This is a genomic window from Ramlibacter paludis, assembly GCF_022012305.1.
Lineage (GTDB): Bacteria > Pseudomonadota > Gammaproteobacteria > Burkholderiales > Burkholderiaceae_C > Ramlibacter > Ramlibacter paludis.
This window is the reverse complement of record NZ_JAKLTM010000002.1, coordinates 688,568-715,454: the sequence shown is the minus strand read 5'-3', so window position 1 is coordinate 715,454 and position 26,887 is coordinate 688,568. Positions and strand designations below refer to the sequence as shown.

Genomic DNA, 26,887 nt, shown 5'->3' with positions numbered 1-26,887 from the left:
CATGCTGCAAGGACTGCAAGACCTCGGCTCCGCCTACTGGAGCTTCATGAACCCCATGACCCTGCTCTATGGGCTGGGCGGGGCCTTCGTGGGCATCGTGATGGGCATCCTGCCCGGGCTGTCGGCCACGCTGGCGATCGCGCTGCTGACGACGCTGACCATCAAGCTCAGTGCCAACGATGCGATCCTGGTGCTGATCTGCTCCTACGTCGGCGCCCTGTACGGCGGCTCGCGCACGGCGATCCTGCTGAACATCCCCGGCACCGCGGCCAACGCGGCGTCGTGCGCCGACGGCTACGCGCTGGCGCTGCAGGGCCAGGCCGGCCGCGCGATCGGCATCGCCACCTCGGGCGCCTTCGTCAGCACGCTGATCGGCGTGGTCTGCCTGGCGCTTTTCACGCCGCTGCTGGCGGAGGTCGCGCTGCAGTTCGGCGCCTTCGAATTCTTCTGGCTCGCGCTGTTCGGCGTGACGCTCTCCGGCAGCATCGTCGGCGGCGATCCGCTCAAGGGCTGGCTGATGGGCCTGCTGGGCCTCTTCCTCGCCCAGGTCGGACAGGAGACGCTCTATGCCTACAACCGCTTCACCTTCGATTGGGACGAACTCGCGGGCGGCATCGCGCTGATCCCCGCGCTGGTCGGCGCCTTCGGCCTCGCCGAGGTGCTGACGACGCTGGCCGACCCGGTGGAACGCAAGATCGCGGACCTGAAGGACTCGGTGCTGCCGCGCTGGAAGGAAATCATCCAGTACCGCTGGACCGTACTGCGCTCGGGGATCATCGGCGTGATGACGGGCCTGCTGCCCGGCGTGGGCGAGGACGCCGGCGCCTGGATGTCGTACGCTGCGGCCAAGGCCGCGAGCAAGGAGCCGGAGAAATTCGGCAAGGGCTCGATCGACGGCCTGATGGCGGCCGAGACCGGCGACATGTCCTCGATTCCGGGCCACATCATTCCCTGCCTCGCGCTGGGCATCCCGGGCTCGGCGCCGTCGGCGGTGCTGATGGCCGCCATGATCATCCACGGCGTGCAGCCGGGCCCGATGCTGATGATCCAGAACCCGCAGTTCGTCTACCACGTGGTCGCGATGACCACGCTGGCCTCGATCGCGATCCTGCTGTTCGGCCTGTTCGGGGTGCGGCCGCTGCTGCACGTGCTGAAGGTCCGGCGCAGCATCCTGATGCCCATCGTGTTCCTGCTGTGCACGGTGGGCGCATTCGCCACCGCATCGCGCCTGTTCGACATCTGGATGATGCTGGCGATCGGCATCGGCGCCTTCTTCCTGCGCCGCCGCGGCTACGAGATGGCGCCGCTGGTGCTGGGCCTGGTGCTGGGCCACCTCCTGGACAAGAGCCTGCGCCGCGGCCTGGTGCTGTCGGACGGCAGCATCCTGCCCTTCTTCACGCGGCCGATCGCGATGGCCTTTGCGGCGGTGACGATCTTCACGATCCTGCTGTACGTCAAGCCCTTCAAGGCCATGGTGCAGCGGGCCAAGGCCTGGGTGTTCAACGCGGTGCGCATGCTGTTCGCGCGAAGCGCATGAAGATCGCGCTCTGCAACGAGGTGCTGCAGCCGCTGGCCTTCGATGCGCAGTGCAAGCTGGCGAAGGACCTCGGCTACGACGGGCTCGAACTGGCGCCCTTCACGCTGGCCGAAGACCCGACGCAGCTGACCGATGCCGAAGTCGCGGGAATCCGCCGCACCGCGGAGGACAACGGCCTGCGGATCTTCGGCCTGCACTGGCTGCTGGTGGCGCCGGCGGGCCTGTCCATCGTCAGCGCCGACGCCGCGCTGCGCCTGCGTACGCAGGAAGTGATGGTGCGGCTGGTGGAGATCTGCGCGGCGCTGGGCGGCAGCTACCTGGTGCACGGTTCGCCGAAGCAGCGCAGCGTGCCGGCGGGCAGCACGCGCGAGCAGGCCTCGGCGCGCGCCCGCGATTGCCTGGCGGCCGCGGCGGCCGCCGCCGCGCGCTGCGGCGTCACCTATTGCATCGAGCCGCTGTCGCGCCGCGAGACCGACCTGGTCAACACCGTGGAAGAGGGCGCCCGCATGGTCACCGAGGTCGGCTCGCCGGCCCTGCGGACCATGATCGACTGCAGCGCCGCCGGCCAGGCGGAGGTCGAACCCGTGCACGAAGTGATGCAGCGCTGGCTGCCCACCGGCATGATCGGGCACGTTCAGGTCAACGACCCCAATCGCCGCGGCCCGGGGCAGGGCGACCTGGACTTCGCGCCCATCCTGCGCGTGCTGCGCGCCAACGCGTCGCACTACCCGGGCATCATCGCCGTGGAACCCTTCGATTACGTGCCCGACGGGCCGGGCTGCGCGGCCGAATCCATCCGCTACCTGCGGGAGCTGGATGCCCGTGGCTGAGGCGCCCGTCTTCCGCATCCGCGAAATCGCGCTGTACGAGCGGCCGGTCAAGCTGCGCATGCCGTTCCGCTTCGGCGTGGTGACGCTCACCGAATGCCCGCAGGCCTTCGCGCGCGCCCGCATCGAATTCGCCGACGGCAGCGGCGGCTGGGGTGCGGCGGCGGAGCTGATGGCGCCCAAGTGGTTCGACAAGGACCTGTCCCTCAGCAACGAAGACAACTTCCAGCAGCTGCGGCGCGTGCTGCGGCTGGCCGCCGATGCCTACCTGTCCGACGGGCAGCCGGCCACGGCCTTCGCCCATTTCGCCCGCCACCATGACGCGCACCAGCGGGCCGCGGCGGGCATCGGCTTCAATCCCCTGCTGGCAAGCTACGGGCCGGCGCTGGTCGACCGCGCGGTGCTCGATGCCTTCTGCCGCGCCCGGGGCGTCTCGTTCCAGGCGGCGATGCAAGCCAACCTGCCCGGCATGGGACGCGCGCATCCCCAGTTCACCGGGCTCGATTTCGATGCCTTCCTCGGCACGCTGCAGCCTTCGGCCGGCATCCATGCGCGCCATACCGTGGGCCTGGTCGACGCGATCACGGCGGGCGACCAGAAGGAGCGCGTCGGCGACGGCCTGCCGGAGACGCTGGAGGAGGTGATCGCCGCCTACGGCCACCGCTACTTCAAGCTCAAGGTCGCCGGCCAGGTGCAGGCCGACCTGGCGCGGCTGGAGGCGATCGCCGCGGTGCTCGATCGTTCCGCCGCGCCTTACTTCGCATCGCTCGACGGCAACGAGCAGTACGACAGCGCCGAGGGCGTGCAGGAACTGGTGCGCGGCATCCGTGCCGCGCCGCGGCTGCAGCGCCTGTGGCAGTCCATCCTCTTCATCGAGCAGCCGATCGCGCGCAAGCTGGCACTCGCCGTCGACCTCGGTCGGTCCGACTTCGGCAAGCCGGTGATCATCGACGAGTCCGACGGCGCGCTGGACAGCTTCGTGCAGGCGAGGGACCATGGCTATGCCGGCGTCTCGTCCAAGACCTGCAAGGGCTTCTACAAGTCGGTGCTGAACGCGGCGCGCTGCGCGGCGTGGAACCGCGACGAAGCAGGAGCGCATTACTTCATGTCGGCCGAAGACCTCACGACGCAGGCGGGGCTGTCGGTGCAGCAGGACCTGGCGCTGGTGGACCTGCTGGGGATCGCGCACGTGGAGCGCAACGGGCACCACTACGTCGACGGGATGGCGGCCTTGCCGCGCAGCGAGCAGGAGGCCTTCCTGGCGGCGCATCCCGACGTGTACGAGGACAGCCATGGCGCGGTGCGGTTGCGGATCCGCGACGGGCAGATCGCGATCGGGTCGCTGCAGCAGCCCGGGTTCGCCAGCGGAGCACTGCCGGCGTTCGACACGATGCAGGCGCTGGGCGCCTAGCGCCCCCGGAACTCCGCCAGTTCCTTCACCAGCCGCTCGAACTCCGCCACCATCGCCGGCTCCGCCGCGTAGAACACGTTGAACTTGCCGAGCAGCGTGCGCACGTACAGCCGCGGCGCGATCAGCCACTCCAGCCCTCGCACGCGAATCAGCTTGCCGTAGGCCAGCTCGCGCAGCTCCATCTTCTTGGTCCACACCCAGGTCTGCTTCAGCTGCTCGCCGTCGAGCGTGGTGACGCTGCGCACTATGCACCACCAGGTGTAGAGCATCATCGCCAGCGCGGCGAGGAACCAGGTGGCGAGCGACGAGCCGGCGCCCAGCTTGCCGCCTTGCCACAGCATCACCAGCCAGGCGCAGGCGCCGAAGACCAGCACCGTGGCCAGCGCCTTGAAAGCGGGGGAGTAGGCCGCGCTCTGCATGCGAGGCGGCCGCGAGGGCAGGAAGCGGAAAGGCGGCGGACCGAAGTCGCCGCCCGCGGGCGTTTCCACCTTACTTCTTGAACAGGTCGTCGACCTTCTTCTGCTCGTCGTCCGCGGCCTTCTGCGCCGCGTTCGGGTCGAGCGAGGCCGGCGGCGGCGCGTTCTCGTCGGCCGGCACCTCGATCTTGACCTTGTCCAGGTCGATCTTCTCCTGCTTGTCCAGGAACATGGTGACGGTCTGCGGCACGAAGATCACGATGGCCACCAGCAGCACCTGCATCAGCACCCAGGGCACGGCGCCCAGGTAGATGTCGTTGGACTTCACCGGCGCGTCGATGCGCTTTTCCTTGTACAGCGTGTCGGCGATGCCGCGCAGGTAGAACAGGGCGAAGCCGAAGGGCGGGTGCATGAACGACGTCTGCATGTTCACGCACAGCAGCACGCCGAACCACACCAGGTCGATCCCCATCTTCTCGGCCACCGGGCCCAGCATCGGCAGGATGATGAAGGCGATCTCGAAGAAGTCGAGGAAGAAGGCCAGGAAGAAGATGAAGAGGTTGACGACGATCAGGAAGCCGACCTGGCCGCCCGGCAGCGACGACAGCATGTGCTCCACCCACTTGGCGCCGTCGACGCCCTGGAACACCATGGAGAACACGCGCGAGCCGATCAGGATGAAGACCACCATCGCGGTCAGGCGCATCGTGCCTTCCATCGCCTGCCAGATCAGGTCGCGCGACAGGCGCTTGTGCATGGCCGCCAGCACCAGCGCGCCGACGCAGCCCATGGCGCCGGCTTCCGTCGGCGTGGCGACGGCGGTGTCGATGAAGGGCAGGCCGCCCATCGAGCCCAGCACGGCGAAGATCAGGATGGCCGAGGGAATGATGCCGCGCAGGCACTTCATCCACAGCGCGGCGCCGCTGAGCGTGCGCGCTTCCTTGGGCACGCCCGGCACGTGGTGCGGCTTGATGATGCCCAGCGCGAAGGTGTAGAGCGCGAAAATCAGCACCTGCAGGATGGAAGGGCCCCAGGCGCCCTTGTACATGTCGCCCACCGAACGACCGAGCTGGTCGGCCATCACCACCAGCACCAGCGAAGGCGGCACCAGCTGCGTGATGGTGCCCGAGGCCGCCAGCACGCCCGTGGTGTAGCGCATGTTGTAGCCGTAGCGGATCATCACCGGCATGGAGATCAGGGCCATGGCGATCACCTGGCCGGCCACCGTGCCGGTGATGGCGCCGAGGATGAAGCCCACGATGATCACCGAGTAGCCGAGGCCGCCGCGCACCGGGCCGAACAGCTGGCCCATGGAGTCCAGCATGTCCTCCGCCAATCCGCACTTCTCCAGGATCGCGCCCATGAAGGTGAAGAAGGGAATCGCCAGCAGCAGGTCGTTGGACAGGATGCCGAACACGTTGAGCGGCAGGTTCGCCATGAAGCCGGCGGGGAACCATCCCATCTCGATCGCGTAGAACCCGCTGACGAGGCCCAGCGCCGCCAGCGAGAACGCGACCGGGAAGCCGATCAGCATCACGAACACGAGCGCGCCGAACATGAAGGGCGCGAAATTTTCCATCTGCATGGTGGGAGTCCCGGTGTCTTGTCTTTGTTGGGGCGCGGGGCGTGCTTACTGCACCGGCTTCTCGTAGTGGGTGTCCATCTCGAACTCGCCGCGCAGGTAGGCGATGCGCTTGATGATTTCCGACAGGCCCTGCAGGAACATCAGCCCGAAGCCCACGGGCAGCAGCATCATCGCGGGCCAGCGCACCAGGCCCCCGGCGTTGTTGGACATCTCGTGGGTGAGGTACATCTTCACCAGCAGCGGCCAGGACAGGTAGGCCATGAGCGTCATCACCGGCATCAGGAAGAAAATCAGGCCGAACAGGTCGACGTAGACCGGCGCGTTGCCGCGCAGCTTGCCGTAGATCAGGTCCACGCGCACGTGTTCGTTCAGCTTCAGCACAATGGGCGCGCCCAGCATCACGATGCCGGCGAAGAGGTACCACTGGATCTCGAGCCAGCCGTTGGAGCTGACGTCGAAGCCATAGCGGATGAAGGCGTTGCCGGCGGAGATGAGGGCCGTGAGCAGCACGGCGATGGAGGCCAGCCAGCCAAGCCGCCTGCTGATCCAGTCGACGCCCAGGGCCAATTTGAGGAGGACGGACATGCGCTGCTCCGATTTCTGGTCGTTATGTAGTGAGGGGACCCCGTGGCCCCCTTAAACCGTAAATACTAAACCCCAGCCGCTGAAGCGACCCTGACAAAAACCCACGGGGTTTACCCGGGGCGCGGCCGTCAATAATGGGGCCATGTCCATGACGCAACGCGAGAGCGCAACCGGCGCCGCCGGCGCGGGGGCGCGAGCCCTGGGCCGCGAGCCGCTGTCGCTGGCGCTCATGGACGCGCGCAACTATACGCTGCAAATGCTGGGGCGCTTCGAGCAGGCGCCGGGCCCGGGGCTGCAGGTGCCGCCATCGGCCGACGCGCTGCCGCCCCTGTGGTTGGCAGGCCACGCGGCCTGGCTCGCCGAGTCCTGGATCGCGCGCAACCCGCAGCGTTCGCTGGGTCCGCGCTGCCCGCCGGAGCCGGTGCGCATCGGCTCGGTGGAGCCGCAGGCCGATGGCTGGTTCGATCCCACGGTGGTGCCGCCCGCGCAGCGCTGGTCACCGGAGCAGCCGGTTGGGGAGCACGTCAAGGCCTACCTGCTCGATACGCTGGAGACGACGCTCGAACTCTTGGACAAGACGCCGGACACGGACGACGCGCTCTACTTCTTCCGCATGGCGCTGTTCAACGAGGACCGCGTCGGCGAGCGGCTCGCGGTGCTGGCGCAGGCGGCCGGCGTGCCCGTGGGCTTGGCGTTGCCGGATGGCGCGCAGGCGCGGCCGCCCTTGCTGCTGCCGGCCACGCGCTGGGAGCTCGGTTGGGACGGGCCAGGCTTCGCACTGGGCGTGGAGCAAGGACGGGAAGCCGTCGCGGTGCCCGAGTTCGAGATCGATGCGCAGCCCGTCGCCTGGGCGCAATACGTGGAGTTCATCGACGACGGCGGCTACGACCGGCCGGAACTGTGGCATCCGCAGGGCTGGGCCTGGCTGGAGCAGCAGGCGCAGGCCGAGGGCCGCAGGGGGCCGCGCTACGTGGAGCAGATCGGGGTGGCCAGCGGCGCGGTGCTGCAGTCGCTGTTCGGCCGGCCGACGCGCATGGCGGCGAGCCAGAACGTGATGCACGTGAGCTGGTGGGAGGCCGATGCGTACGCGCGCTGGGCGGGGCGCAGGTTGCCGACCGAGGCCGAGTGGGAGATCGCCGCCGGCGTGGGATCGCGGCGCGGCTTTCGCTGGGGCGAAGTGCGCGAGTGGACGGCGGGCACGCTGCGGCCGTGGGAAGGCTGGCATGCCGATGCCTGGGCGCGGCAGGCGGAGCTCGATCCGGCCCCGGCCTTCGGCGTGGCGCGGGTGCAGCGCGGCGCGTCGTTCGCGACGCGGCCGCGGATGAAGTTGGTGAAGGCGCGGGGGTGGGGGATGCCGGAGAGCGACGGGGAGTTCGTGGGTTTCAGGACCTGCACGGTGTGAGAGGGGCGAGCCGCGGTTCGCCGGCGGGCTCACCACGGCCTACGCGGTTCGTCCCGTAGGCCGTGGTGAGGAACGAACCGCGGCTGCTCCCCGCTTCGGCGGCAGCTCCCACCAGGGCAGCTGCGCCTTCAGGCTCAACACCTCGCCGCTTTTCCACGGCGTGTATCCCGGCAGCGCCGCCAGCGCCTGCCGCCATGCGTCCTGCTGCAACACCGCGCGCAGCGCCGCGACCGGCGGCTCCTCCAGCGCATCCTTCAGGCACACCAGGTAGTAGCGCTCCGACAGCAGCGGCACGAAGTCGAGCCCGCGCGCCCGCGCCGCCGCCTCGATCCCCAGGCCGCAGTCCGCGGCGCCTGCCGCCACTGCCTGCGCCACCGCCGCATGCGAGGGCTCGTCGTGCGCGTAGCCGCCGATGTCTGCAGCCTGCAGTCCGTCGCGCGCCAGCAGTTCGTCGCACAGCAGCCGCGTGCCGCTGCCCAGCGGCCGGTTGACGAAGCGCGCCTGCCGGCGGGCGACGTCGGCGAGGCCCGCCAGCCGCAGCGGATTGCCCGCCTTCACCATCAGGCCCTGGCTGCGTTCGGCAAAGCCGATCAGCTTGTGCCGCCCGGGCTGCAGCAGCGGCTGGTAGGTGCGCTGCGTGACCGAGCCGAGGCCCGGTTGCTGCGAACTGTGGAAGCCGGCCAGCGTGCAGCGGCCTTCGTTGAGCGCCGCGATGGCATCGACGCTGCCGCAGAAGCGCACGTCCAGGTGCAGGTGCGCCTGCTCCACGGCGAAACCGCGCAACAGCGACAGGCCGTCGTCGTGGCTCGCGAACAGCGTCAGCACCTGCGCGCTGTCCTCGAAGGCCACGGCGAAGGCGCGTTCCAGGTCGGCATGCAGTGCCTCGATCTGCGGCGCCAGCCGCGCCTGCGCCTGGCGCTCGGCCCAGAGCAGCTTCTCGCCGAATGGGGACAGGCGCGCGGCCTGGCCCTTTTCCCAGAGGATGAGGGGATGCGCGAGCTCCGCTTCCCAGCGCTTGAGTTCGCCCCAGACGTGGCGGTAGGACCAGCCGAGCGCCTTGGCGGCGCCGGAGATGGAGCCATGTTCGCGCACGGCATGCAGCAGGTCCATCAGCGCGTTGCGGATGCCGCCCTGCGACGGGCGTGCCGCGAAGGCATAGGAGAGCTCGACTTTCCGCATGGGCGGAAGTATGCCCCCCACGCCCGGTTCAATTCGGCGCCGAGGCCGCGCTTCCGAGGACGGCCGCCAGGTCCCCCGGCTCCACCGGCTTGACCAGGTGCGTGTCGAAGCCGGCCTCGCGCGCGGCGCTGCGGTCGTCCTCCTGGCCCCAGCCGGTGACGGCCACGAGCCGCATGTCGGCGCCGCCGGGCAGGGCGCGGATCTGCTTGCAGGCCTGGTAGCCGTTCAGGCCCGGCATGCCGATGTCCAGGAAGGCGAGCTGCGGCTTGAATTCGGCCGCCGCTTCCACGGCCGCCTGGCCGTCGTGCACTTCGCGCACCGCGTAGCCCAGGGTCTGCAGCAGCATCGCCAGCGTGGCCGCGGCGTCGACGTTGTCGTCGGCCACCAGCACCCGCCGCTCGCTGCCTTGCGCCACTTCGACGAACTGCTGCTGCGGCGCCGCCGGGTCGTCCGCCAGGTCGCGCTGCACGGCCAGGGGCAGTTCCACGATGAAGCAGCTGCCGTGGCCCAGGCCCGCGCTCTGCGCATGGATGCTGCCGCCGTGCATCTCGATCAGGCGCCGCGCCAGCGACAGCCCCACCCCGAGCCCGCCGCGCGAACGCGCCAGCGCCGACTCCACCTGCGAGAACATCTCGAAGATCGAATCGAGCCGCTCCGGCGCGATGCCGATGCCCGAGTCGCGCACGGTCACCTCGACCCGGTCGGCCCGCGGCACCGCCACCAGTTCGATGCGGCCGTTGCGGTCGCTGTACTTGGACGCGTTGTTCAGCAGGTTGAGGAAGGCCTGCGCGAGGCGCGTGGCGTCCGCATAGAGCGGCGCGGGCTCGTCCGGCACCGACACGTAGAGCGTGTGGCCGCATTCGTCGATCAGCGGCCGTGCGGTCTCCACCGCTTCCTCGAGGATCTTGCCCAGCTCGACGCGCTCCAGGCGCAGGTCCAGCTTGCCCTGGTTGATGCGGCTCACGTCCATCAGGTCGTCGATCAGGCGCGCCATCGACTTGACCTGGCGGTCGATGATGCCGAAGCCCCATTGCTGCTCGGGCGCGACCAGCCCCTTCAGGCGGAGGATCTGCACGGCGTTGCGGATGGGAGCGAGCGGATTGCGCAGTTCATGCGCCAGCGTCGCGAGGAATTCGTCCTTGCGCTGGTTCGAGATGCGCAGCGCGTCCTCGCTGGCCTTCAGCGCCTCGGTGCGCTCGTGCACGCGCCGGTCGAGGCTGGCATTGAGTTCGGCCAGCGCGTGGTTGGCCGCATGCAGTGCGCGCTCCTTGCGGTGCAGCTCCGCGAACACCGCCACCTTGGAGCGCAGCACGCCGGGGTTCACCGGCTTGTGGAGGTAGTCCACGGCGCCGCTGCCGTAGCCCTCCATCATGTGCTGGTCCTCGTTGTAGTAGGCCGTGAGGAAGATGATGGGGATGCGCGCGGTCTTCTTGCGCTCCTTGACGATGGCCGCCAGCTCGAAGCCGGTCATGCCCGGCATGCGCACGTCCAGCACCAGCACCGCGAACTCGTGCGCCATCAGCGCCAGCAGCGCCTGGTCGCCGGAATTGGCGCGGATCAGCCGGTAGCCCGGGTCGTCCAGCACCGACTCCAGCACCGTCAGGTTCTTCGGCTCGTCGTCGACGATGAGGATGTTGACCGCGTCGCCGGAGACGTCGGCATCGGTCGGACTGTCGATCACGGCGTTCATCGATACAGCCAGACCCGCATGAGGGAGAGCAGTTCGTCGGTGTTGACCGGCTTGGCGATGTAGTCGCTGGCGCCGGCATCGAGGCACTTCTCGCGGTCGCCCTTCATGGCCTTCGCCGTCAGCGCCAGGATCGGCAGGGTGCGGAACTGCTGCTCCTTGCGGATCTCGCGCATGGTCTCGTAGCCGTCCATCTCCGGCATCATGATGTCCATCAGCACCATCGCCAGGTCCGGCGTGCCGTGCACCAGGTCGATCGCGTGGCGGCCGTTGGTGGCGCTGATCACGTCGACCTCGTGGTTCTCCAGCACCGAAGTGAGCGCGAAGATGTTGCGCGCGTCGTCGTCCACCACCAGCACCTTGCGGCCTTGCAGCACCTCGGTCGAGTTGTTCAGCTTCTCGATCAGTTCCTGCTTGGCCTTGGGCAGCTGCGTCACCACGCGGTGCAGGAACAGCGAGGTCTCGTCCAGCAGCCGCTCGGGCGACTGCACGTCCTTCAGCACGATGCTCTTGGCCATCGCGTTCAGGCGCGCGGTTTCCTGCTCGCTCAGGTCCTTGCCGGTGAACACCACCACCGGCACCTCGGCGAGGTCGCCGCCTTCGGCCTGGATCTTCTCCAGCAGCTCGAAGCCGGTCATGTCGGGCAGCCGCAGGTCCAGCACCACGCAGTCGAACTGCTGCTCGCGCAAGGCCTTGAGCGCCTCGTCGCCCTTGCCGACGGCGACGATCTCGATGTCCTCGTGTCCCAGCAGCTCCAGCACGGCGTCGCGCTCGATGTCGTTGTCTTCCACCACCAGCAGGCGGCGGGTGCGCGGCTCGGTGAATTCCTTGATCTTGTCGAAGGCCGCTTCCAGGCCCGAGGTGGTCGGGCCTTTCACCAGGTAGGCAAAGGCGCCGTGGGCCATGCCGTGGCGGCGCTCCTCCTCCATCGTCACCACCTGCACCGGGATGTGGCGCAGGTTCGGGTCCATCTTCAGCTGGTTCAGCACCGTCCAGCCCAGCATGTCGGGCAGGAAGATGTCCAGCGAGATGGCGGACGGCCGGAACTGGCGCGCCAGCGCCAGCCCATGCGCACCGCGGTTGGCCACCAGGCCCTTGAAGCCCTTGTCGCGCGCCAACCCGAGCAGGATGCGGGCGTAGTGCGGGTCGTCCTCGATGACCAGGAAGACGGCGTCGCCGGATTCGATGGTGTCGCGGTCGTCGGCAATGACTTCCTCGCGCGCGTTCGGCAGCGCGATCACCTGGCGGCTGGGCGCGGTGGGGTCGCCTTCGGCGCTGCGGACGACCTTGGCGCCGTCCGGGCCGGTGTAGTGCAGCGGCAGGTACAGCGTGAAGATGCTGCCCTGGCCGTGCACGCTGGAAAGGCGGATCTCGCCGCCCAGCAGCATCGCCAGCTCGCGGCTGATCGCCAGGCCCAGGCCGGTGCCGCCGTACTTGCGCGAGGTGCCGGCGTCGGCCTGCTGGAAGGCCTCGAAGATCAGGCGCTGCTTTTCCGGCGCCACGCCGATGCCGGTGTCTTCCACGGCGAAGGCCACGACGTGCGACGCGTTCTTCAGCACGGGGTGGTCGGGCGTCCAGCCCTGGCTGGCGAGGCCCACCCGCACTTCCACGTGGCCGTTCGAGGTGAACTTCACCGCGTTGGACAGGAGGTTCTTCAGGATCTGCTGCAGCCGCTTGGGGTCGCTGTCCATCGCGCGCGGCAGGTCGTCGGCGAAGCGGATGTGGAAGGGCAAGTTCTTCGCTTCCGCCACATGGCGGAAGTTGCGGTCGATGTTCTGGCGCAGGCTGTTGAAGGTCACTTCCTCCACTTCCACCGTCACCGTGCCCGACTCGATCTTGGACAGGTCCAGGATGTCGTTGATCAGGTGCAGCAGGTCGCTGCCCGAGCTGTTGATGTTGCGCGAGAACTCGATCTGCTTGGCCGACAGGTTGCCCGGCGCGTTCTCGGCCAGCTGCTGCGACAGGATCAGGATCGAATTGAGCGGCGTGCGCAGCTCGTGCGACATGTTGGCCAGGAATTCGGACTTGTACTTGGAGGTGAGGGCCAGTTCCGAGGCCTTTTCCTCCAGCGCCCGGCGGGCCTGTTCCACTTCGCGGTTCTTGCGTTCCACTTCCTCGTTCTGCTCGGCCAGCAGGCGGGCCTTGGTGCCCAGCTCCTCGTTGGTCTGCTGCAGCTCGATCTGGCGCGACTGCAGTTCCACCGTGAGCTGCTGCGACTGCGTCAGCAGGCCTTCGGTGCGCATCGTCGCCTCGATGGTGTTGAACACCGCGCCGATGCTGAGCGCCAGCTGGTCGAGGAAGTTCAGGTTGACCACCGTGAAGGGGTGCAGCGAGGCCAGCTCGATCACCGCCTTGGTCTGGTTCTCGAACAGCACGGGCACCACCACCACGCTGACGTGGCGCGAGGAGCCCAGGCTGGAGACGACCGTGACGAATTCGGACGGCGCGTCGGCCAGCAGGATGCGGCGTTTCTCCACCGCGCACTGGCCGACCAGGCCTTCACCCATGGCGATGGTGGGCGAGAGCTTGACCTCGCCCGCCTGCGCGTAGCTGGAAAGCAGCGAGAGCTCGTTCGGGTTCTCCTCGCTGCTGCCGCAGTGGTAGATGGTGCCCTGGTGCGCGTTGACCAGCGGTGCCAGCTCCGACAGCAGCATCTTGCCCACGGTGCGCAGCTCGCGCTGGCCCTGCAGCATGCCGGTGAAGCGCGCCAGGTTGGTCTTCAACCAGTCCTGCTCGCGGTTCGACTCGGTCGTCTCGCGCAGGTTGGAAATCATCGTGTTGATGTTGTCCTTGAGCTCGGACACCTCGCCCTTGGCTTCCACCTGGATCGAACGCGTCAGGTCGCCCTTGGTCACCGCCGTCGCCACTTCGGCAATGGCGCGCACCTGCGTCGTGAGGTTGGCCGCCAGCAGGTTCACGTTGCCGGTCAGGTCCTTCCAGGTGCCGGCCGCGCCCGGCACGTTGGCCTGGCCGCCCAGCCGCCCGTCCACGCCCACTTCGCGCGCGACGTTGGTCACCTGGTCGGCAAAGATGGCCAGCGTGTCCGTCATGCCGTTGATGGTGTCGGCCAGCGCCGCCACCTCGCCCTTGGCCTGCACCGTCAGGCGCTGGGTCAGGTTGCCGTTGGCCACCGCGGTCACGACCTTCACGATGCCGCGCACCTGCTCGGTGAGGTTGGAGGCCATGAAGTTCACGTTGTCGGTCAGGTCCTTCCAGGTGCCGCCCACGCCGCTCACCTGCGCCTGGCCGCCCAGCTTGCCTTCGGTGCCCACTTCGCGCGCCACGCGCGTCACTTCGCCGGCGAAGGAGTTGAGCTGGTCGACCATCGTGTTGATGGTGTTCTTCAGCTCCAGGATCTCGCCCTTCACGTCCACCGTGATCTTGCGGTTCAGGTCGCCGCGCGCCACGGCCGTCGTCACTTCGGCGATGTTGCGCACCTGCGAGGTGAGGTTGGCGCCCATGGTGTTGACCGAGTCCGTCAGGTCCTTCCAGGTGCCGGCGACGCCGGGCACCACGGCCTGCACGCCCAGGCGGCCTTCGGTTCCCACCTCGCGCGCGACGCGCGTGACTTCCGAGGCGAAGGAGCGCAGCTGCTCCACCATCGTGTTGATGGTCTCCTTCAGCTGGAGAATTTCACCGCGCACGTCCACCGTGATCTTCTTGGACAGGTCGCCGTTGGCCACGGCGATCGTCACGTCGGCGATGTTGCGCACCTGGTTGGTCAGGTTGGACGCCATCGAGTTGACGTTGTCGGTCAGGTCCTTCCAGGTGCCGGCGACGCCCGGCACGGTGGCCTGGCCGCCCAGCTTGCCTTCGGTGCCCACTTCCCGCGCCACCCGCGTCACTTCGGAAGCGAAGGCCGAGAGCTGGTCGACCATCGTGTTGATGGTTTCCTTCAGCTGCAGGATCTCGCCCTTGACGTCCACCGTGATCTTGCGGCCCAGGTCGCCGCGGGCGATGGCCGTGGCCACGTCCGCGATGTTGCGCACCTGGCCGGTCAGGTTGTTGGCCATGGAGTTGACGTTGTCGGTCAAGTCCTTCCAGGTGCCGGCGACGCCGGGCACCTGCGCCTGGCCACCCAGCTTGCCTTCGGTCCCCACTTCACGCGCCACGCGCGACACCTCGGCGGCGAAGGAGCGCAGCTGGTCCACCATGGTGTTGATGGTGATCTTCAGCTCGAGGATCTCGCCCTTCACGTCCACCGTGATCGTCTTGGAGAGGTCGCCGTTGGCCACGGCGGTCGTCACTTCGGCGATGTTGCGGACCTGGCCCGTGAGGTTGGAGGCCATGAAGTTGACGTTGTCGGTCAGGTCCTTCCAGGTGCCGGCCACGCCTTCCACCGCGGCCTGGCCGCCCAGCTTGCCGTCGGTGCCCACTTCGCGGGCCACCCGCGACACTTCGCCGGCAAACGCGTTCAGCTGGTCGACCATGGTGTTCATGGTCTCCTTCAGCTGCAGGATCTCGCCCTTCACGTCCACCGTGATCTTGCGCGAGAGGTCGCCGCGGGCGATGGCCGTGGCCACGTCCGCGATGTTGCGCACCTGGCTGGTGAGGTTGGACGCCATGAAGTTCACGTTGTCCGTGAGGTCCTTCCAGGTGCCGGCCACGCCGGGCACCTGCGCCTGGCCACCGAGCTTGCCTTCGGTACCCACTTCACGCGCGACCCGCGTCACTTCCGAGGCGAAGCCGTTCAACTGGTCGACCATCGTATTGATGGTGTTCTTCAACTCCAGGATCTCGCCCTTCACTTCCACCGTGATCTTGCGCGAGAGGTCGCCGCGGGCCACCGCCGTCGTCACGTCCGCGATGTTGCGGACCTGGCCGGTCAGGTTGTTGGCCATGGAGTTGACGTTGTCGGTCAGGTCCTTCCAGGTGCCGGCGACGCCGCGCACCAGGGCCTGGCCCCCCAGCTTGCCCTCGGTACCCACCTCGCGCGCGACGCGGGTCACTTCCGAAGCGAAGCCGTTGAGCTGGTCCACCATGGTGTTCAGGGTGTTCTTCAGCTCGAGGATCTCGCCCTTCACGTCCACCGTGATCTTCTTGGACAGGTCGCCGTTGGCCACGGCCGTTGCGACGTCGGCGATGTTGCGCACCTGCGCCGTGAGGTTGGACGCCATCGAGTTGACGTTGTCCGTCAAGTCCTTCCAGGTGCCGGCGACACCGAGCACCTGCGCCTGGCCGCCCAGCTTGCCCTCGGTGCCCACTTCGCGCGCGACGCGCGACACTTCGCCGGCGAAGCCGTTCAGCTGGTCCACCATCGTGTTGATGGTGTTCTTCAGTTCCAGGATCTCGCCGCGCACGTCGGCGGTGATCTTCTTGGAGAGGTCGCCGCGCGCCACGGCAGTCGTCACTTCGGCGATGTTGCGCACCTGGCCCGTGAGGTTGGAGGCCATGAAGTTGACCGAGTCGGTCAGGTCCTTCCAGGTGCCGGCGACACCGGGCACCTGCGCCTGGCCCCCCAGCTTGCCTTCGGTGCCCACTTCGCGCGCCACCCGCGTCACTTCCGAGGCGAAGCCGTTGAGCTGGTCCACCATCGTGTTGATGGTTTCCTTCAGCTCCAGGATTTCGCCGCGCACGTCCACGGTGATCTTCTTGGACAGGTCGCCGTTCGCCACGGCGGTCGTCACTTCCGCGATGTTGCGCACCTGGCCGGTGAGGTTGGACGCCATCGAGTTGACGTTGTCGGTCAGGTCCTTCCAGGTGCCGGCGACGCCGGGTACCTGCGCCTGGCCGCCCAGCTTGCCCTCGGTGCCCACCTCGCGCGCCACCCGCGTCACTTCCGACGCGAAGCCGTTCAGCTGGTCCACCATCGTGTTGATGGTTTCCTTCAGCGCCAGGATCTCGCCCTTCACTTCCACCGTGATCTTGGAGGAGAGGTCGCCCTTGGCGATGGCGGTTGCGACGCCGGCGATGTTGCGTACCTGGCCCGTGAGGTTGGAGGCCATGGAGTTGACCGAGTCGGTCAGGTCCTTCCAGGTGCCGGCGATGCCGGGCACCCGCGCCTGGCCCCCCAGCTTGCCTTCCGTGCCCACCTCGCGCGCCACCCGCGTCACTTCGGAGGAGAAGCCGTTCAGCTGGTCCACCATCGTGTTGATGGTTTCCTTGAGCTCCAGGATCTCGCCCTTCACGTCCACCGTGATCTTGCGGCTCAAGTCGCCGCGCGCCACGGCGGTGGTCACCGTCGCGATGTTGCGCACCTGCGAGGTGAGGTTGTTGGCCATGGAGTTGACCGAGTCGGTCAGGTCCTTCCACGTGCCGGCCACGCCGGGCACCACGGCCTGGCCGCCGAGGCGGCCGTCAGTGCCCACCTCGCGCGCCACCCGCGTCACTTCCGAGGCGAAGGAGCGCAGCTGGTCCACCATGGTGTTGGTGGCTTCCTTCAGCTGCAGGATCTCGCCGCGCACATCGACCGTGATCTTCTTGGACAGGTCGCCATTGGCCACGGCGATGGTCACGTCCGCGATGTTCCGCACCTGCGCCGTGAGGTTGCCGGCCATCTGGTTGACCGAGTCGGTCAGTTCCTTCCAGACGCCCGACACGCCTTTCACCTTGGCCTGGCCGCCCAGCTTGCCTTCCGTGCCCACTTCGCGCGCCACCCGCGTCACTTCGGAGGAGAAGACCGACAGCTGGTCGATCATGGTGTTCACCAGCTTGGCCGAGCGCAGGAACTCGCCCTTCAGCGGCCGGCCGTCCACCTGCAGGTCCATCGGCTGCGCGAGGTCGCCCTTGGCGACGGCGCCGATCGTGCGCGCGATGTCGGCGGTGGGCCGCACGAGGTCGTCGATCAGCGTGTTGAGCGATTCCACCTGCGACGCCCACGCGCCCACGGCGCCCGGCACGGCCATCCGCTGCGAGAGCCGGCCTTCGCGGCCCACCGAGGCGCTCATGCGATCGGCTTCGCGCGTGACGATCTGCGCGTGGTGGATGGTGCGGTTGAAGGCTTCGGCGATGCGGCCGTTGGTGCCCGGCCAGTCCACCGGCAGGCGCGCGTCGAAGTCGCCTTCGGAGAAGGCGATCATGGCCGCGAGGATCTGGCGCGACTGCGCGTCGTCGTCTCGGGCGGCTTGAGGCGGGGACTTCTTTGCGGCGCTGCGGGTCTTGGTCTTGGTGGCCCTGGGCCGGGTCGCTGCGTCCATGGCGTCTCCGTAATGCAAAGCGAATTCGAATGCGTACTACCGGGTTCTTACGTCCCAGGTGAGCAGTAGGAGAGTTTCGTCGGTCCCGGATGGCGGAGACGTAGGACGACTCCGACAGGTATGTACGGGCTTTCATAGCTCGCAAGCCCCATGCAGCCGGATGAGCGGGCAGCTTTACCATCCCGCCATGAATACTTTCGCCGACGGCCTGGCGCGGGCCCTCGGGTTGATCGCCGGCGCCGACACCACGCTCTGGTCCATCGTCTCGCGCTCCCTGGCCGTCAGCGGCGCGGCCTGCCTGCTCGCCTGCGGTTTCGGCCTGGTGCTGGGCGCCTGGCTGGGGGTGACCCGCTTCACCGGCCGCGGGGCCCTGGTCACGGTGTTGAACACCTCGCTCGCGGTCCCATCCGTGGTGGTGGGGCTCGTCGTCTATCTCCTGCTCTCCCGCAGCGGGCCTTTGGGTGCGCTGGGCTGGCTGTTCTCCTTCCAGGCCATGGTGTTCGCGCAGGCCCTGCTGGTGCTGCCCGTGTGCACGGCGCTGACCCGGCAAGTGGTGGAGGATGCGGACCGCGCCAATGGCGAACAACTGCAGTCGCTGGGCGCCGGCCGCCTGCTGCGCAGCCTGCTGCTGGCCTTCGACGAGCGCTATGCCTTGCTGACCGTGCTGCTCGCGTGCTTCGGACGCGCGATCTCGGAAGTGGGCGCGGTGATGATCGTCGGCGGCAACATCGACGGCTTCACGCGCGTCATGACGACGGCGATCGCGCTGGAAACGAGCAAGGGCGACCTGCCGCTCGCGCTGGCCCTCGGGATCGTGCTGCTGGCGGTCGTGCTGGCGCTCAATGCCTTGATCGCCGCGGTGGCGCGCTGGCGGGGCGCCCGTGCCGAGGGCCTCGGTGCGCTGCAAGGGGCGGGGGGATGAGCGCCTGGGTGAAGCTCAAGGGCGTGACGCTGCGCTACGGCGGGCTGGCGGCGCTGCAAGGCGTGGACCTGCGCATCGGCGTGGGCGAACGGGTGGCGTTGATCGGCGCCAACGGCAGCGGCAAGAGCTCGCTGCTACGCGTGCTGCACGGGCTGCTGCGTCCGAACACGGGCTCCATCCTGAAGGACGGGTCGCTGCGCCAGGCCATGGTCTTCCAGCGGCCCTTTGCCTTGCGCGCCTCGGCCCTCAGCAACGTGGCCCTGGGCCTGTGGCTGCGCGGCACGCGCTGGCACCAGGCGCGGCTGGACGCGATGCTGGCGCTGGGCCGCGTGGGCCTCGGCGGCGTAGCCTTGCAGAATGCGCGCACCTTGTCCGGCGGCCAGCTGCAGCGGCTGGCGCTGGCGCGGGCGTGGGCGTTGCGGCCGCACGTGCTGTTGCTCGACGAGCCCACCGCCAGCCTCGACCCGCATGCCAAGCGCGATGTCGAGGCGCTGATGGCGGACTTCGCGGCCTCGGGCATGACGCTGGTCTTCGCCAGCCACAACCTGGGACAGGTCAAGCGCCTGGCGACACGCGTGGTCTACCTGGAACACGGCAAGGTGCTGGCCGACCTGCCGGTGCAGGACTTCTTCGAAGGGCCGCTGGGGACGACCTCGCGCGAGGCCGAGTTGTTCGTGAAGGGGGAGCTGGGATGAAGCGAGCCTTCCTGCTGCTGATCGCGGCGGCGGCCCTGCAATTGCCCGGCCTTGCGCTGGCGCAGGCCACCATCGTGATGGCGTCGACCACGTCCACGGAGCAATCGGGCCTGTTCGGCCACCTGCTGCCCGCCTTCACCAAGGCGACCGGCATCGGCGTGAAGGTCGTGGCCGTCGGCACCGGCCAGGCCATCGACATGGCCAGGCGAGGCGACGCCGACGTGCTGTTCGTGCACGACACGGCGGCGGAGGAGAAGTACGTGGCCGAAGGCTACGCGCCGCGCCGCTACGCCGTGATGTACAACGACTTCATCCTGGTCGGGCCGAAGTCCGATCCGGTCGGCGTTCGCGGCCAGGACATCGTCGCGGCGCTGAAGAAGGTCGCGGCGGCCAAGGCGCCTTTCGTGTCGCGCGGCGACAAGAGCGGCACCGACGCCGCCGAGAAGCGCTACTGGGCCCAGGCCGGCCTGGCCGATCGCGGCCGCGGCTACAAGGAATGCGGCTGCGGCATGGGCCCGGCGCTCAACATCGCCGCCTCCACCAGCGCCTACGTGCTGGCCGACCGCGGCACCTGGCTCAGTTTCAGGAACCGCGCGGATCTCGCGGTGCTGGTGGAAGGCGACAAGCGCCTGTTCAACCAGTACGGCGTGATGCTGGTGAGCCCGCACAAGTATCCGCACGTGAAGGCGGCCGAGGCGCAGAAGTTCATCGACTGGGTGACTTCCCCGGCGGGGCAGGGCGTGATCGCTGCCTACCGGATCGGCGGGGAGCAGTTGTTCTTTCCGAATGCGGGGAAGTAGGCCGGCCTGCTAGGCGACCCCGCGATCCCGGCCTGGCGGGACGAGCAGCAGCTCGTCGCACATCCTCGCCTTGCAACGGTTCACGAACCGGAGGATCTCCGGCAGGTTCCCTGGATAGGCGTCGTGGGCTGCCTGGCTGAGTTCGTAGTACTCCTCGTAGTCCGCCAGCCGGTTGGACACGGGGATGGACAGGTAGAAGCGGCCGGATTCGACTTCGCGGCCGAGGCTGAAGCGATGTTCTGCGTTGACGTAGGAGTCGATGAATTTCACGGCGGTAATGTAGACCGAACTTCGCGACTCTTGACACGCGCCTTCCCCAGTGCCAAAACCCCGGCACCGCAATCCGCGGCCACCGAGAAGAGGGGACCCCATGTCGCAATCCACCGTATTCAAGTTGTCGGCCGTCATCATGGCCGCCTTCGGCGTCGTGCTGGTGCTGGCACCCAACCTGCTGCTCAAGATGCATGGCGCGCTGACCTTGAACAGTCCGGGCAACTACAACAGCATGCTGTACGGCTCCCTGCTGATCGCCCTGGCGGTGATCAACTGGTCGTACGCCGGTGCCGGCGCCGAGCAGGTGCGCGGCCTGGTGCTCGGCAACCTGGTGGGCGACGTGCTGGGGCTGGTGGTCACGCTGTACCTGCAGGCGACCGATCCCATCGTGCCGTCTTCCGCCTGGAGCAACGTGGTGATCTTCGCGGTGTTCACCGTCCTCTTTGGCCGTCTCTACCTGCGCTCGCGCGGCGTCGCAACGGTGGTGCCGGGCGACACGTCGGCCGCCTGAGTTGGCCTAGGGCGAGGGCGGCCCCAACCGCTGGAGCTCGAACACCTCCGCGTAAGGCAGCGGCTCGCCCACCTCGCGCGCCGCCTCGCGGTTCACCGCCAGCACCCGCGCGTCGAAACCCTCGCCGCGGGTGCGCAGGTTGCGCTCCTGCTGCGAGCGGTGGTGGCGCAGCAACTGCGCCTTCCAGGCCGCTTCTTCCTCGCCGAATTCGAAGACGAGGTCAGGCCGCATGCCCAGCGTTTTCGCGTCCCGATTGAGGCAGGCCCAGGCTTGCGAGCCGATCGCCGCGGCCGCCGCGCGCACCGCTTCGTAGGTCCGCCGGTGCGTCCTGTTGCTGTCGTTGCCGTGCGGCAGGAAGACCAGGTCGGCCGGCCGCGCCGCCATCCACGCACGCAGGCGCGCCGCATCCTCGGATTCCGGCGCGCCTTCCCACAGGCGCAGGAACTGCAGCCGATCGGCCGGCAGGCCGAAGAAGGCGCAGCTGGCGCGCTGTTCGGCCTCGCGCAAGGCCACCTTGGCGGCGGCGTCCACCGCCCCTTCGAATCCGTCCTCGACCCCGCCGGCGCCGCCCGTGAGCACGGCGAGCTGCAGGCGGTGCCCCAGCCCGTGCAGGTGGCGCAGCGTCAGGCCGATCGCGTCGAAGTCGTCGGGATGGGGCGCCATCACCAGCACGTCCAGCGGCCGAGGCCAGTCCAGCGCGCGCAGGGAACGCGGGCCGGGCAGGGCAAGGAGGGTGTCCAGCGGGTTGGTCATGGCGCAAGGAGTACTGCAAATGCCAGCATAGCCGCACCGGAGTAGCCGCCGCGGGCCCTAAACTCGCGGCATGTCGCTTGGCCGGCGGATCCTCGCCTCCCTGCTTTTCGTCTTGCTGCCGCTGCTGGCCCACGCCGCCCCCACCGGGGGCGCGGCGCTCGTGGCCGTGCAAGGGCGGATGGCGCTGGCGGCCGTGCCCGCGGAGCCGCTGCCGCTGCAGGGCGAGTGGGGCTTTGCCTGGCAGCAGTTCGTGGATCCGAACTGGAGCCAGCTGCCCACGCGCGCTTTCGCCACGGTGCCGGCCGCGTGGAACGACCTGGCTGCCGGCGGCAAGCCGCCGGGCGGCGCGGGCTGGGGCAGCTACGTGCTGCAGGTCGATTGCCCCGCGGGCCAGGCGCTGGCCGTCGAAGCCATGGCGCAGCGCACGGCCGGCCGCCTCTTCATCAACGGCACCCTCGTCGCCGAACATGGCGTTCCCGGTCCCTCCGCGGACCAGAGCTGGGCGGCCGTATTCAACCGCACGCCGATCACCCGGCCCTTCGCTTGTCCGCTGCGGCTGACGCTGCACGAGTCCAACTTCGACCACCGGGCGGGCGGCATGGTCCGGCCTATCCTGCTGGGCACGCCCGACGCGCTGGAGCAGCAGCGCGAGTCGCGCATCATCTACAACGCCTTCCTGCTGTCGGCCTACCTGTTCATGGGCGTGATCGCGCTGATCTTCTACGCGGTGCGGCGGCGCGAGCGCGTGCCGCTCGTGTTCGGGCTGTTCTGCCTGGCGATGGCCTGCTACACCGACCTGATCGGCGAGCGGCTGTTCCTGCGGCCGCTGCCGGCGCAGGTGTCCTGGTTCGCCTACATGCGTGCCGAGTACCTGACCTGGGTGGCGGCCATGGCCTTGTTCTTCCTCACGCTGCGCGGCCTGTTCCCCGCCGAGATCCACAAGCGGGTGGCGCAGGGGGTGGTGGGCACGCTGGCGGTGGCGGCTTGCGCCGTCGTGCTGCTTCCTCCGGCCGTGTACTCGCACGCCGCCGTCCCGGGCCAGGCCGTCGCAGTCGCCATGAGCCTGTACGTGGTGGCCGCGATCGTGCGCGCGCGGCGGCGCACGCCGGCCGACGCGCGCATCCTGCTGGCCGGCATGCTGGCGATCGTGGTGGCGCTGGCGCTCGACCTGCTGCTGATCGGCTCGATCGGCGCAGGCCGCAAGTTCACGCCGATCGGTTTCGCGCTGTTCATGCTGTCGCCCGCCGTAGTGATCGGCCGGCGCCTGAGCGAGGCGCTGAACGCCGAGGAGCGCAACCGCTCGCTGGAGGAAAACGCCCGCCTGCGCGAGGACGTGGAGCGCATGTCGCGCCACGACCTGAAGACCCCCTTGAACAGCATCCTGGGCGCCACCCGCCTGCTGCGCGACGACCCGCGGCTCAACACCGAGCAGCGCGAGCTGGTGGGCGTGCTGCAGCGCTCCGGCTTCCGGATGCTGGAGATGGTCAACCTGTCGCTGGGCCTGTTCAAGATGGAAACGGGCAGCTACGACCTGCGGCCGCAGGCGGTGGACTTGCGCGAGGTGGCCACGCGCGTGCTGGTGGACCTGCATTCCTACGCCGAGGCGAACTCGGTCACGTTGCAGCTGCAGGGCGAGCCCGTCCCGGTCTACGTGCGCGGCGAAGAGCTCCTGTGCTATTCGATCCTGGCCAACCTGGTGAAGAACGCGGTGGAAGCGGCCGGCCCGGGTAACCGCGTGCTGCTGACGCTGGAGCCGGGCGAGACCGTGGCGCTGCGCGTGCACAACCCCGGTGAGGTGCCGCAAGCGATCGCGCAGCGCTTCTTCGAGAAGTACGTGACCAGCGGCAAGAGCGGCGGCACCGGGCTGGGCACGTATTCCGCGCGGCTGATGGCCCGGGCGCAGCGCGGCGACGTCTCGCTGCAGACCAGCGCCACGCAAGGCACCACGCTCACGCTGACCCTGCCGCGCCTGAAGGGCGACGCCCCGCTTCCGGCTCCCGCGGCGCTGGCCGAGCAGCCGGTGGAGCGCTGGGTCGACGACATCCCCCCGCGCGACGTGCTGCTGGTGGACGACGACGAATACACGCGGCTCATCACGCGCCGCTTCCTGCCGTCGCCGCCGTTCGACGTGGAGACCGCGGCGAACGGCCAGGCCGCCACCGAGGCCATGGCGCGGCGCTGGCCGCACTACCTGCTGATCGACATGGAGATGCCGTTCAAGAGCGGCATCGAGACGGTGCAGTGGATGCGCGCGTACCAGGCGGAGCAGGACCTGCCGCACTGCCACGTCGTGATGCTGTCCGGCAACGACGACGAGGCTTCGGCCGCGAGCGCGCTGGCCGCGGGCGCCGACCGCTTCCTGGTCAAGCCGGTCAACCGCGAAGCGCTGCTCATGACCCTGCGCGAGCTCGAAGGCAAGCTGCAGCAGCAGGAACGCCAAGCGGCGGATCGGCCCACCACCGTCACCAGCAGCCTCGAAGACGAGGTGGTGATCGTGGACCCCGAGTGGCTCGAGGTCTTTCCCGGCTTCATGCGCTCGCAGCGCGAGACCGTCGACGCCATGGCGCGCGCGCTGGCCGCCGGCGACCGCGAAGACGTGCAGTTCCTCGCGCACCGCGCTTTCGGCGGCTTGGCGACCATGGGCCTGCACTGGGCCGCGCGCCAGAGCCGGGTGGTGGAGCAGGACGCCCTGCATGCCGCCACCGAAGAACTCGAACACCGGATCGCCGCGCTGCGCGAGCACCTGCGCAAGGTGCGCGTCGAGTCCGCCTGACATGAACCAGATGAACCCAAGCACGCTTTCGCGCCGCGCGTTCAACGCGGCCCTCGTTTCCAGTCTTGCCGCCCCCGCCGCCTGGGCGCAAGCCGCCGCGACGCCGGTGCAGCAGATCGCCGACGACTACTACCGCGGCATCTTCGCGCTGTTCCCGCTGGAGGCGACCGAAAACGCCGGCGACCCCGCCTACGAAGCGGCTTTCGAGATCGAGATCGCTCCGGCGCACCGTGCGCGCCAGCGCGCCTTCTACGAGCGCACCCTGGCGCGATTGCAGGCCATGGACGGCGCCAGCTTCTCGCGCGACGACCGCATCACGCGCGACCTGCTGGCCTGGGATGCGCGAGATCGCCTCGCCCTGATGGCGGTGCCGCACCACCTGATGCCCGTGACGCACGCCGGCGGCCTGCCGGTGCGGCTCGCGCAATGGGCGGGCGGCGAGGGCTCGCAGCCCATGAAGACGACGCTGCACTACGAGCACTTCCTGCAGCGCCTGCGCGGCGTACCGGGCTGGATCGACCAGGCCATTGCCAACATGCAGGAGGGCATGGCCGCGGGCATCGTGCTGCCGCGGGCGCTGGTCGAACGCACTTTTCCGCAGCTCGATGGCCTGCTGCCGGCCGATCCGCTGCAGAGCCCTTACCTGGCCGGCGTGCGCAACTTCCCCGCCACCGTGCCCGAGGCCGATCGCCCGCGGCTGCGCGAGGCCTACACGACCTTGGTGCGCGAACAGCTGGCACCGGCCGTGGGCCGCCTGCGCACCTTCATGCGCGAGCGCTACCTGCCGGCCGCCCGCACCACGGCGGGTTTTGGCGCGCTGCCCGGCGGCGCCGGCTGGTACGAGCTGCTGGTGCGATCGTTCACCACCACCGACATGACGCCGGAGGAGATCCACGCGCTGGGCCTGCGCGAAGTGGCGCGCATCCGCGGCGAGATGGAGAAGGTGAAGGAGCGCTTCGGCTTCCGCGGCGACCTGCAGGCCTTCTTCCAGTCGCTGGACACGCGCAAGGAGCTCACGCCCTTCCGCACCGACGACGAAGTGATGGCCGCCTACCGCGCCATCAACGAGCGCGTGCAGGCCGGCCTGCCGCGCCTGTTCGCCCGCGCCCCCAAGGCCAGGCTGGAGATCCGGCCGGTCGACCCGCTGCAGCGCGACACCGCGTCCTCCTATTACGTGCCGCCCTCGATCGACGGGTCGCGCCCCGGCGTCTTCTTCGCCGCGTTCACCGACGCGAAGACGGCGCGCACCACGCAGATGGCGGCATTGTTCCTGCACGAAGGCCAGCCCGGCCACCACTACCAGATCGCGCTGCAGCAGGAGAGCGCCACCAGCAGCTTCCGCCGCGGCGCCTGGTGGGACGCGCACGGCGAGGGCTGGGCGCTGTATGCCGAAGGCCTGGGCGGCGAGCTCGGCCTGTACGACGACGCCAATGCCTGGCTGGGGCGCCTGCAGATGGAGATGCTGCGTGCGCTGCGGCTGGTGGTCGATACCGGACTGCATGCCAAGGGCTGGACCCGCGAGCAGGCGATTGCGTACTCGCGCGAGAACGACGGTTCCAGCGAAGACGATGCGCGCCGGGCGATCGAGCGCTACATGGCGTGGCCCGGGCAGGCAACCGCGTACAAGGTGGGCGAGCTGCGCATCCTGGCGCTGCGCGACAAGGCGCGCGCGAAGCTGGGCGAGCGCTTCGACATCCGCGCCTTCCACGCGCAGGTGCTCGGCGATGGCTGCATGCCGCTGCGCATGCTCGAAACCAAAGTTGACGAATGGCTGGCCGCAGCCTGATCTTTACCTGGCGCGGGCCCAAGGGCCCCTTGCGTGCGCCCGGCGCCCGGCGTATGAATACCCCAGCGGCGCCGTCGCAAGCCGCCTGGAGAAGCGCATGAAGTCCGTTCTCTTGTCCCTGGCCCTTTGCGCGGGCCTGGGCGGCTGCGCGTACGCGCCCTACGGCTACCCGTATTACTACCCCGCCAACGTGGTCCAGGCAGGAACGACTTCCACCGTGACGGAGACGGCCGACGGCAGCGCGCCCGCCGGCCAGTATGTCTATCCCTACACGTACCCCTACGGCTACGCTTATCCCTATGTGTACCCGTATGCCTACACCTATCCGTATGCCTACCCGTACTACGGCGCCTACTGGTACGACGCGTTCTGGCTCTCCACCGGCATCTGGTGCTGCTCGGGGGGCGGGTACTACCACGGCGGTCATGGCGGCCATGGCGGCCATGGCGGCCACGGTGGCCATGGCGGCCACGGCGGAAGAGGCTGGACCGGCGGTGGCGGCGGCGGCATGGCCGCCACCGGCGCCGGCCGCGGGGGTGGCGGTGGCGGCTGGGGTGGCGGCGGCGGCGGTGGCGGCCGGGGCGGAGGCGGCGGCGGACGCCGTTGACG

Annotated in this window: 19 protein-coding genes; 11 read left to right on the top strand and 8 right to left on the bottom strand. The window is 69.0% G+C overall.

Features of this window, described 5'->3' with window-relative positions; translation table 11 throughout:
• Position 1: 1 nt before the first annotated feature.
• The 3 genes from LZ009_RS10070 to LZ009_RS10060 are packed head-to-tail and all read left to right on the top strand — an operon-like array spanning position 2 to position 3,775.
• Positions 2–1,537, top strand: coding sequence for a tripartite tricarboxylate transporter permease (locus LZ009_RS10070; protein ID WP_275697773.1), 1,536 nt, complete (start codon positions 2–4; stop codon positions 1,535–1,537).
• Positions 1,534–2,367, top strand: coding sequence for a sugar phosphate isomerase/epimerase family protein (locus LZ009_RS10065; RefSeq protein ID WP_275697772.1), 834 nt, complete (start codon positions 1,534–1,536; stop codon positions 2,365–2,367). The genes LZ009_RS10070 and LZ009_RS10065 overlap by 4 nt, the downstream gene beginning before the upstream one ends.
• Positions 2,354–3,775: an enolase C-terminal domain-like protein gene (locus LZ009_RS10060; RefSeq protein ID WP_275697771.1), complete on the top strand. Its 1,422-nt coding sequence runs from the start codon at positions 2,354–2,356 to the stop codon at positions 3,773–3,775. Before LZ009_RS10065 ends, LZ009_RS10060 begins: the two co-directional genes overlap by 14 nt.
• On the opposite strand, the gene LZ009_RS10055 is transcribed toward LZ009_RS10060, so the two are convergent.
• From LZ009_RS10055 to LZ009_RS10045, 3 genes are read right to left on the bottom strand one after another with little or no spacing between them, the layout of a single operon-like run.
• Entirely contained in the window at positions 3,772–4,263 is a 492-nt protein-coding gene (locus LZ009_RS10055) for a hypothetical protein (protein WP_275697770.1), read from the bottom strand. The two genes, LZ009_RS10060 and LZ009_RS10055, sit on opposite strands and share 4 nt — an antisense overlap.
• Before the next feature lies 1 nt (position 4,264).
• On the bottom strand, positions 4,265–5,776 hold the full coding sequence (locus LZ009_RS10050) for a TRAP transporter large permease (protein ID WP_275697769.1): 1,512 nt from the start codon (positions 5,774–5,776) through the stop codon (positions 4,265–4,267).
• A gap of 45 nt (positions 5,777–5,821) precedes the next feature.
• Positions 5,822–6,361, bottom strand: coding sequence for a TRAP transporter small permease subunit (locus LZ009_RS10045; protein WP_275697768.1), 540 nt, complete (start codon positions 6,359–6,361; stop codon positions 5,822–5,824).
• A gap of 142 nt (positions 6,362–6,503) precedes the next feature.
• On the opposite strand from LZ009_RS10045, the gene LZ009_RS10040 reads away from it, so the two are divergent.
• Positions 6,504–7,763, top strand: coding sequence for an SUMF1/EgtB/PvdO family nonheme iron enzyme (locus tag LZ009_RS10040; RefSeq protein WP_275697767.1), 1,260 nt, complete (start codon positions 6,504–6,506; stop codon positions 7,761–7,763).
• A 39-nt stretch (positions 7,764–7,802) separates the two neighbouring features.
• Here the strand turns inward: LZ009_RS10040 and LZ009_RS10035 are convergent, their stop codons facing one another.
• The 3 genes from LZ009_RS10035 to LZ009_RS10025 are packed head-to-tail and all read right to left on the bottom strand — an operon-like array spanning position 7,803 to position 17,765.
• Complete coding sequence (locus LZ009_RS10035; protein ID WP_275697766.1) at positions 7,803–8,942, bottom strand: substrate-binding domain-containing protein; 1,140 nt, start codon at positions 8,940–8,942, stop codon at positions 7,803–7,805.
• 28 nt (positions 8,943–8,970) lie between these two features.
• Positions 8,971–10,632 (bottom strand): response regulator, encoded by a 1,662-nt coding sequence (locus LZ009_RS10030; RefSeq protein ID WP_275697765.1) that lies wholly within the window; start codon positions 10,630–10,632, stop codon positions 8,971–8,973.
• Positions 10,629–17,765 carry a HAMP domain-containing protein gene (locus LZ009_RS10025; protein ID WP_430300226.1) on the bottom strand — a complete coding sequence of 2,379 codons (7,137 nt, stop codon included), beginning with the start codon at positions 17,763–17,765 and terminating at the stop codon, positions 10,629–10,631. The genes LZ009_RS10030 and LZ009_RS10025 overlap by 4 nt, the downstream gene beginning before the upstream one ends.
• Positions 17,766–17,952: 187 nt before the next feature.
• On the opposite strand from LZ009_RS10025, the gene LZ009_RS10020 reads away from it, so the two are divergent.
• Genes LZ009_RS10020 through LZ009_RS10010 form a run of 3 tightly spaced genes read left to right on the top strand, consistent with a single transcriptional unit; the run spans position 17,953 to position 20,182 of the window.
• Positions 17,953–18,687 (top strand): ABC transporter permease, encoded by a 735-nt coding sequence (locus LZ009_RS10020; RefSeq protein ID WP_275697764.1) that lies wholly within the window; start codon positions 17,953–17,955, stop codon positions 18,685–18,687.
• Entirely contained in the window at positions 18,684–19,382 is a 699-nt protein-coding gene (locus tag LZ009_RS10015) for an ABC transporter ATP-binding protein (protein WP_275697763.1), read from the top strand. Before LZ009_RS10020 ends, LZ009_RS10015 begins: the two co-directional genes overlap by 4 nt.
• A complete protein-coding gene (locus LZ009_RS10010) occupies positions 19,379–20,182 on the top strand; it encodes an ABC transporter substrate-binding protein (protein ID WP_275697762.1) in 804 nt (267 codons plus the stop codon). The genes LZ009_RS10015 and LZ009_RS10010 overlap by 4 nt, the downstream gene beginning before the upstream one ends.
• Before the next feature lie 9 nt (positions 20,183–20,191).
• On the opposite strand, the gene LZ009_RS10005 is transcribed toward LZ009_RS10010, so the two are convergent.
• A complete protein-coding gene (locus LZ009_RS10005) occupies positions 20,192–20,452 on the bottom strand; it encodes a hypothetical protein (RefSeq protein WP_275697761.1) in 261 nt (86 codons plus the stop codon).
• A 100-nt stretch (positions 20,453–20,552) separates the two neighbouring features.
• Here LZ009_RS10005 and LZ009_RS10000 point away from each other — a divergent pair, with 100 nt between their 5' ends.
• The gene (locus tag LZ009_RS10000) at positions 20,553–20,966 is read left to right on the top strand and encodes a hypothetical protein (protein WP_275697760.1); all 414 of its coding nucleotides are present in this window, start codon (positions 20,553–20,555) and stop codon (positions 20,964–20,966) included.
• Between the two features lie 6 nt (positions 20,967–20,972).
• Here the strand turns inward: LZ009_RS10000 and LZ009_RS09995 are convergent, their stop codons facing one another.
• On the bottom strand, positions 20,973–21,719 hold the full coding sequence (locus LZ009_RS09995) for a PIG-L deacetylase family protein (RefSeq protein WP_275697759.1): 747 nt from the start codon (positions 21,717–21,719) through the stop codon (positions 20,973–20,975).
• A gap of 70 nt (positions 21,720–21,789) precedes the next feature.
• On the opposite strand from LZ009_RS09995, the gene LZ009_RS09990 reads away from it, so the two are divergent.
• The 3 genes from LZ009_RS09990 to LZ009_RS09980 all read left to right on the top strand — a co-directional run bounded on the left by LZ009_RS09990 (position 21,790) and on the right by LZ009_RS09980 (position 26,885).
• On the top strand, positions 21,790–24,492 hold the full coding sequence (locus LZ009_RS09990) for a hybrid sensor histidine kinase/response regulator (protein ID WP_275697758.1): 2,703 nt from the start codon (positions 21,790–21,792) through the stop codon (positions 24,490–24,492).
• A 1-nt stretch (position 24,493) separates the two neighbouring features.
• A complete protein-coding gene (locus tag LZ009_RS09985; protein WP_275697757.1) occupies positions 24,494–26,278 on the top strand; it encodes a DUF885 domain-containing protein in 1,785 nt (594 codons plus the stop codon).
• Between the two features lie 97 nt (positions 26,279–26,375).
• The gene (locus tag LZ009_RS09980; protein ID WP_275697756.1) at positions 26,376–26,885 is read left to right on the top strand and encodes a hypothetical protein; all 510 of its coding nucleotides are present in this window, start codon (positions 26,376–26,378) and stop codon (positions 26,883–26,885) included.
• Positions 26,886–26,887: the final 2 nt, after the last annotated feature.

What these genes read in the sequence shown, in the direction of transcription:
- LZ009_RS09995 (WP_275697759.1), bottom strand. Translation starts at nt 21,719, where the DNA reads ATGACCAACCCGCTGGACACCCTCCTTGCCCTGCCCGGCCCGCGTTCC.
- LZ009_RS09990 (WP_275697758.1), top strand. Translation starts at nt 21,790, where the DNA reads ATGTCGCTTGGCCGGCGGATCCTCGCCTCCCTGCTTTTCGTCTTGCTG.
- LZ009_RS10065 (WP_275697772.1), top strand. Translation starts at nt 1,534, where the DNA reads ATGAAGATCGCGCTCTGCAACGAGGTGCTGCAGCCGCTGGCCTTCGAT.
- LZ009_RS10050 (WP_275697769.1), bottom strand. Translation starts at nt 5,776, where the DNA reads ATGCAGATGGAAAATTTCGCGCCCTTCATGTTCGGCGCGCTCGTGTTC.
- LZ009_RS10045 (WP_275697768.1), bottom strand. Translation starts at nt 6,361, where the DNA reads ATGTCCGTCCTCCTCAAATTGGCCCTGGGCGTCGACTGGATCAGCAGG.
- LZ009_RS10000 (WP_275697760.1), top strand. Translation starts at nt 20,553, where the DNA reads ATGTCGCAATCCACCGTATTCAAGTTGTCGGCCGTCATCATGGCCGCC.
- LZ009_RS10060 (WP_275697771.1), top strand. Translation starts at nt 2,354, where the DNA reads ATGCCCGTGGCTGAGGCGCCCGTCTTCCGCATCCGCGAAATCGCGCTG.
- LZ009_RS09985 (WP_275697757.1), top strand. Translation starts at nt 24,494, where the DNA reads ATGAACCAGATGAACCCAAGCACGCTTTCGCGCCGCGCGTTCAACGCG.
- LZ009_RS10025 (WP_430300226.1), bottom strand. Translation starts at nt 17,765, where the DNA reads ATGGACGCAGCGACCCGGCCCAGGGCCACCAAGACCAAGACCCGCAGC.
- LZ009_RS10010 (WP_275697762.1), top strand. Translation starts at nt 19,379, where the DNA reads ATGAAGCGAGCCTTCCTGCTGCTGATCGCGGCGGCGGCCCTGCAATTG.
- LZ009_RS10030 (WP_275697765.1), bottom strand. Translation starts at nt 10,632, where the DNA reads ATGAACGCCGTGATCGACAGTCCGACCGATGCCGACGTCTCCGGCGAC.
- LZ009_RS10070 (WP_275697773.1), top strand. Translation starts at nt 2, where the DNA reads ATGCTGCAAGGACTGCAAGACCTCGGCTCCGCCTACTGGAGCTTCATG.
- LZ009_RS10040 (WP_275697767.1), top strand. Translation starts at nt 6,504, where the DNA reads ATGTCCATGACGCAACGCGAGAGCGCAACCGGCGCCGCCGGCGCGGGG.
- LZ009_RS09980 (WP_275697756.1), top strand. Translation starts at nt 26,376, where the DNA reads ATGAAGTCCGTTCTCTTGTCCCTGGCCCTTTGCGCGGGCCTGGGCGGC.
- LZ009_RS10015 (WP_275697763.1), top strand. Translation starts at nt 18,684, where the DNA reads ATGAGCGCCTGGGTGAAGCTCAAGGGCGTGACGCTGCGCTACGGCGGG.
- LZ009_RS10020 (WP_275697764.1), top strand. Translation starts at nt 17,953, where the DNA reads ATGAATACTTTCGCCGACGGCCTGGCGCGGGCCCTCGGGTTGATCGCC.
- LZ009_RS10035 (WP_275697766.1), bottom strand. Translation starts at nt 8,942, where the DNA reads ATGCGGAAAGTCGAGCTCTCCTATGCCTTCGCGGCACGCCCGTCGCAG.